This window comes from Binatus sp. (SeqCode) (genome assembly GCF_049584895.1).
Lineage (GTDB): Bacteria > Desulfobacterota > Binatia > Binatales > Binataceae > Binatus.
Genome location: NZ_JBAUYR010000141.1, coordinates 22,440 through 28,689 on the forward strand (window position 1 = coordinate 22,440; position 6,250 = coordinate 28,689).

8 protein-coding genes are annotated in these 6,250 nt (G+C 59.4%); all 8 read right to left on the reverse strand.

The window, feature by feature from the left end; translation table 11 throughout:
- The 8 genes from WB650_RS23360 to WB650_RS23395 all read right to left on the reverse strand — a co-directional run bounded on the left by WB650_RS23360 (position 1) and on the right by WB650_RS23395 (position 6,183).
- A complete protein-coding gene (locus WB650_RS23360) occupies positions 1–492 on the reverse strand; it encodes a hypothetical protein (protein ID WP_423962236.1) in 492 nt (163 codons plus the stop codon).
- Positions 493–828: 336 nt separating this feature from the next.
- Positions 829–1,110, reverse strand: coding sequence for an RNA recognition motif domain-containing protein (locus WB650_RS23365; protein ID WP_422304969.1), 282 nt, complete (start codon positions 1,108–1,110; stop codon positions 829–831).
- Between the two features lie 158 nt (positions 1,111–1,268).
- Positions 1,269–1,634, reverse strand: a complete 366-nt coding sequence (locus WB650_RS23370; protein WP_422306035.1) for a phage tail assembly protein — start codon at positions 1,632–1,634, stop codon at positions 1,269–1,271.
- A 41-nt stretch (positions 1,635–1,675) separates the two neighbouring features.
- The gene (locus WB650_RS23375; RefSeq protein ID WP_422306033.1) at positions 1,676–2,194 is read right to left on the reverse strand and encodes a phage major tail tube protein; all 519 of its coding nucleotides are present in this window, start codon (positions 2,192–2,194) and stop codon (positions 1,676–1,678) included.
- 25 nt (positions 2,195–2,219) lie between these two features.
- A complete protein-coding gene (locus WB650_RS23380) occupies positions 2,220–3,761 on the reverse strand; it encodes a phage tail sheath family protein (RefSeq protein ID WP_422306031.1) in 1,542 nt (513 codons plus the stop codon).
- 43 nt (positions 3,762–3,804) lie between these two features.
- A complete protein-coding gene (locus tag WB650_RS23385) occupies positions 3,805–4,617 on the reverse strand; it encodes a Gp37 family protein (protein WP_422306029.1) in 813 nt (270 codons plus the stop codon).
- Between the two features lie 10 nt (positions 4,618–4,627).
- Entirely contained in the window at positions 4,628–5,062 is a 435-nt protein-coding gene (locus WB650_RS23390) for a gp436 family protein (protein ID WP_423962240.1), read from the reverse strand.
- A 176-nt stretch (positions 5,063–5,238) separates the two neighbouring features.
- On the reverse strand, positions 5,239–6,183 hold the full coding sequence (locus WB650_RS23395; RefSeq protein WP_423962242.1) for a Mu-like prophage major head subunit gpT family protein: 945 nt from the start codon (positions 6,181–6,183) through the stop codon (positions 5,239–5,241).
- Positions 6,184–6,250: the final 67 nt, after the last annotated feature.

Genomic DNA, 6,250 nt, shown 5'->3' on the forward strand with positions numbered 1-6,250 from the left:
TCAGAACTGTGCGCGTTCACGCCGCGCAGATTCTCGTTTCAATTGATCGAACAGTTCTTCGCGATGCGCCCGCAGTGCGCCAATCACATCATGCTGCAGAGCACCGCCCGGCCCCGAATTGATCACGACCGTGGGCGACGAGTTGATAGTGATCGCTGCGCGTCCGCTTCCGTAAGTCGAAAGACGTAAGTCGCTCGACGGCCGCTCAAACTCGCGCCGTGAGACACCGCGCGGCGGCATGACTCCACGAGTCGATGGGGCCACACGGACCTTCGCCAGAACTCCTACATCGCCGATAGCCGGTCGCCTGATTTCGCGACCCACGCTCGCTCGAATTTTCTCACCGGTGTTCGAAGGCAACATCCGCGTCGCGTATTCTCGCGCGTACGGAGCCGGCACGGTGGTTACTCCTGATTCAACTCGCGACAAAAGACTCATCGCACGCGACAAATATGGAATCCGTCGCGAGACGCGCGCACCTGCATCGACCATTGTCGTCGCGCGATGGCGCCCGCTTCGCCTCCTCGCATCCCTGGTTCGATCCTCCGACTCGCTCAAACTCAGTTGGTCGCCCAAGGCTCTCTCAGAGTTATCGCGATCAGTAGTCTGTCTGCGAGATAGTCCTGCTTCAGATGTATGCTGATCTCTCAAAAGCGAGACCCTTGCGGGAAGTTCCCAACGATGGTTTCTCGACACCGCGATACTCGCAGCCGCCTGCGCCCTTCGAACATTCGTGCGCGCCAGCTTCGCTGCTCGCTCGAGACCGCTCATCGCCGGCGCACTCAAGGTCCTGAGATGCCTATTCATCTGATGCTCGCTGCGGATCGACTACGCCCGCGCCGCATTACGCTCGAACGGCCGGCGTTGAGAAGTCGCCGCTTCTACTCGCAAGGGACGGCCCGCGAGTTCCTTGCCGTTCATTGCTCGTACCGCGACTGCGGCGTCGTCCTCATTCTTCATTTCGACGAAGCCAAATCCGCGCGAGCGGCCGTCAAAACGGTCACGCACGATCTCAGCCCTCTCTACGGCCCCGATTTCGGCGAATGCCTCGCGCAAATCGGCGTCGCCCAGCGAAAAACTCAGATTGCCAACAAATAGTCTTACTTTCATCGTTTCACCGTCTAACGTGATTACTCAGTGCGCTAATTTCTCTATACTCACTGCAAATACTAGTCACGACTCGTCCCCTCCGCCGCGTTCGACGCTCATCCGCTCATAGTCGGTCATTGCGTCGAGCCAGTACGACAGCTCCGCAAAATCCATCGCGCTCAGTTCCTGGACTGAGAATCCGGATTGGACGAGGCCTGCGAAGCTCGCTGCGGAGGGCGGTCGAAATTTTCGTCAATCACCTCGGCCTGCAACGCCATGACGTCCGCCAGATCCATTTCGAGTACGTCTTCATATACGATCTTACGCCCGTCCACCCGCGCCACCTCCGCGATCAGCGCAAATACCACCGCGCTCGCGTCTCCTCCCGCCGCCGCCCGTTGTGCCCGCATCAAGTCCCGCCCATAGCCTTTCCGCACCTCGGCGCGCGCGCCCGAAGGCAATTCGATCGTTCGGACGCCTTCATCGTCGCCGGCTTCCGCCCCACCTATTCGTACTCCAGTCACGGTCGTGTCGTCGGTTTTCATTAGTCACTGTCCCCATCTCCGGGCTTCATGAGTAGTATCGCTCAGCCACCAAGGTTCGATCTAAAGGTACTCAGTTGATCAACCCCGCCGACCACGTAGATATTCGCGAATACGTCGTACAAGTATATTTGGACTCCTGCGACGAATAGCTCGCAGTGATATATACTTACTACCGAGGTCGTCTCGACCATTTGATGCTGACGGAAGGTGGGGCTTCCCGCATCTTTGAAAATCCCGGTCATCAGGTACACGACGGGAAGTTGCGCGGTTCGGCCCTGGCTGGTGTACTGCTCGAGGTTCCCGCGGGCCTGGAAGGAATGCGTCTGGAACGGACTCGCCGACATCGTGAGCGTCTCCGCGTCGAACGACGACCACTTAATCTTCGACTCGAGCTTTTCCACTCCCGCCCACAGCTCCGCGGTTCCAGCCATCCCCAATCCCTTGTAGTCAACCATCTTGTGCTTGGGATTGGCGATCTCTATTTCTTCGGCGCGGCCCAGCAGGCCGACGCCGTCGATGTATATATTCGCATTAGTCAGTGAGTTGATCTGGATATTCATTCTGTTCCTCTAGCGTCCCGACGAATTACGCCGTTGCTCCCGCGGCCACTGTAATCGGACTCGTCTGTCCCAGCTGTTGCAGCAGCGTCACGTCGATGAACGCCTCAAAGGTGATTCTTTCAGCCGGCGGCGGAGGCATCACGTCGATATCGAACACCAGCTGCCCGCCTGCGATCTGCGTCGATGGATTCTCCGCCGGATTGAAGCTGGCCGCCCCCGCTACCAATGCCCCGCGCTGGATGAGCGATCGGATGAACGCGTTGGCACTGGCCAGGATCGCGTCGATCAGTGCGTTCGAAATCGGTTGATCGATAAACTGCAGCATCGCGAGCTCCAGTGACTCCTCAATCACATCCATCGTGCGGCGAACCGAAATAAAGTTGTCCGGGGTGGTTGACGTCGGAAACGCCGCGCTCCTGTTTCCCCAGACCCGAAGGCCCGTGCCGAAAGCGTTGAACACGGTCACGATTCCCGCTGCGTTCAAGTTGTTCACATCCGACGACGGGTCGAGGATCGAAGCGTAAAGTTGAACGTCGGGCCCAAGCATTCCATCGACCTCGGTATTGGACGGCGACCACCAGTAGCCTTGCGCAAGGTCTTTAGCCGCCATCGCTCCCGCGACCCATTGCGAGTATGGCGCCACCGCGTTCGCGTTGAATTGCGCCGGCAGCGGAATTCCCGAAGCGTTAAGCGTCACTCCGGTCGGCACAATTCCCGTGTCCAGGAAAGTCTCTTGCGGATAGCAGAGAATCGCTCGGCTGCTCGACGTTGCAAAACCGTTGCCCACCACTCCGCGGTTGGTTATCGCAGCCGTCGCAGAAGTAGACGGTGGCGAATCGATCAGCGTGATCGCCCGAACCGTCGTCGCCATCGTAGTTAGCGCACTCGCAACCGTCGCGTCCTGTGAGTAGCCCGGCGCGATCAATATCTTTGGAAAAAATCCCAGCGTGCCGTACGCTATCTGAAATGCCTGCATCCCGGTGTACACGCCGCCGGTCACAGCTCCGATCACGTCAGCGTCCGCCACTTTCGACGGATCAGCGTAATTGAACCCGATCAATACACTGGCGCCGGCACTAATATGTCCGCCCGATCCGCTCGGCACTAGTCTGACCAGTCCGTTCACAGCGTCGAGGGTATAGTCAGTGCCCGCTACGTATGTAGTACCCGCGGGATTACTAGTGACTACTACACTCGACACTCCCATGTGCCCCAGGTTGATAGCTCCCTGCGCATTGAAGGTGAATGCGGTCGCAGCTATCGCCGTGAAATGCCTGGTTGGATCGAATACGTTCACGACGATCGCCTGTCCCGCTCCCTGCTCCTGGATAGCCGCGAGCGCGTATGGGATCGAGTATCCGCGAACGAGAGGCCCGAAGGCTGCAGCGCCGAGCGACGACGAGACCAGTGTCGGCACATTGAGCGAGGCTGCGACTGTGGGCGATGTCACCGCCCATGTCGGCGCCGCGCCTACCAATCCAATCACCGCCGATTTGACGACTGTGACCGGCACCGGTCCGTTAGGTACTTCGATTACTTCAACTCCGTGCAGGAAACTGGCTGGCATGTATCACCTTTACTCAGTCGGATTGAGTTACTATTTATCCGAGCTAGTTAGTCGGCTCGTTCTGGCCTGCGGTCGCAATAGCCACTTCAGCGTATGAGTATGCGATCTGAACAGTCTCGCCGACAGAAATCGCGCCGCCAGGAACCGCTGTGACTATTCCGTCCGCGCGATCGATCGAGTAATCCGTCCCCTCGATCAGCGTCGCGCCTCCGGCAGCTATGATGCTCACTGCGAACACGTTGCCCTGCAGAAGCTGAATCTGCAGGTTCGAATTGAACGTGTACCCAGCTGCGCCGAGCGTGACAGAAGTCTGCCCCCCTTCCTCCAGCGCGATTCCCTTGATGAACAGCGGGAAGTCATCCGGCCGTGAGGCTTCGACGGCGACGGTGCTGAGCGCAAAGATCGACGAGTACGTCCACACCCCGCCCTGCTTGTCGCGCTTCACGAACTTTTCACGCACCGGGTACATCTTGCGGCAGCCGGGAACTTCGTACCCGGTCAGCGCGGTGCGGATGCCTTCGATAATCGCGTATGCGCCCGGACTTGGTCCCGACGCGTCTCCGCCGACCGCCCATCCCAGGTCGCGCATCATGACCGAGATCTCGAACTCGAGTTTGCGTTCCTGGATTATCGCCGAGGTGTCGAGCAGCTCGCCGTACTGCGCGCCCTTGTACATCACCAGTGCCGCGCCCACGCGATGGGTCAGGCGCCAGGTCTCAGGCCCGTCCGGATAGTGCGCGATTTCGATCGTGTTGATCTGCGATCGCAGTTGGCTGACGATCGCGTCTTCGATCGTCGCGATATCGATCGCGGTCGGTGGTGTGAACACCACGCCGTTCCATGCTGCGTCGAGCATGACCCCCATCTCAGTAGCCCCTCAATTTTTTTCGATCGAAGACGCGATTCGGTCCCTGCACGCTCTCTGCTTTCTCCGCTATCGGCGGCTCCTGTCCATCGGCGGACAGGCCGAGTGTCAGCTCGCCGGCCGCGACTTTTGTCAGCATCGCAACTGCGTCTTCATACCGTTTGCGCGCGTCTTCCAGGTCGTGCAGAGGGCGCAACGACTGCATGCGGTACATCGCGATGTCGGTGGTGAGCCGGTTGAGGACCGCGGGTGGATCCGTCAGCGGCAGTGTGAAGCGACCTTCGATATAGCCGTCGATTTCCGCGGAGGCATCGGCGATCGCCTGGGTGATCGGTGTATCGTTCACAGTGGTCGCAGTAGGATCTTCGTTAGTCAATTGGACCAGGTCGCGATTTGGATACCGATTGATCATGTCCTGGGCGGTCGCGTAGCTCACTGTCCTAACCTCATCTCATAGCAAGTGACTATTGGACTGAGAGGTCTCTCCGCGGGCGCGGGACAACTGATTTGCGCCCGCGGAGAGTGGCCATACGCTCCGGCGATGCGGGCAGGAGGGGAACCCGCGACACGCCGGCTCAGGAAAACTGGATTCATCGCTGTCTCACTTCGCCCTTACGCCAGGAACTCGCTGACTATCAGGTCCGCGCTGTTGCACCAGATGTTCGAGGTCGCGACGTTGGCGCTCGCGCCGGCGCCTGCCATGAATTCGGAGTTGAGTAATTGGCGCGCGACTTCTTCGAGCGTCGGCGGCACCAGCAGGTAAACGCCGCTCCGGCTCGACAATGCGCCAAACGGCTGTCCCGCATCGGTTTTGAACGCACGCATCGCGGCGCGCGCGGCGCCGTAGTTGGTCGGATTGCTGAGATCGGTGTTGCTGGCATAGGCCAACTGCCACAGGCCGACTCCGGTGTTGGCGCGGCCGTCGACGCCGTAGCGAAATTCGCGCCGGTTGAAGACCGCCTCGTCGGCGACATTGGTCATTCGAGTGACTGCGTATTCGCGCCGGAGCTGAAAGATGAATGGGCGAATCACGCGCGACGCGTCGATCAGGAACCAGTACGCGCCCGTGCCGCTCGAGTTGATATTCGCCGCACTGGTGTCGGTTTGACCGAGTAGGCCGACCGGATGGCTCGCCGAAAAGAACGGCTGTCCGTCGAAGCCGACGACGTCGCCCGGGTTCGCGACCGCGTCCTTGATCATCGCGAACAGCAGCATGTCGGGATGCACCTTGGTGTCCCATCCGAGCTGCTCGATGATCGGCTCATACGCGCCGTAGGTATCGTCTTCGATATCGTTTCGATCGATCGCCACGGTATCTTCGAAGTTCCGGTTAACGATTGTGTATTCGTGGGTCTCGAGCGCCTGGATTACCCTGTCGCCCAGCCATTCGCGGAACCTGGTCGTGCGGCCGAGCCATGGATAGGTAGTCTGGCGCGAGGCCGAACGCACCACGCTCGTGATCTGCTCGTAGTACGACGGCGGCTTTTCGAACCCGCGCTGGAAGACGACGTCGAAGCCGGTAAACAATGCGGTCAGATTCGCTCCACTGATTTCCATCTATTTCTTCCTCGTCTTCATTTTTTCGATAAGCGTCATCGTCATGCCGATGCGGTTGCTTGATGCC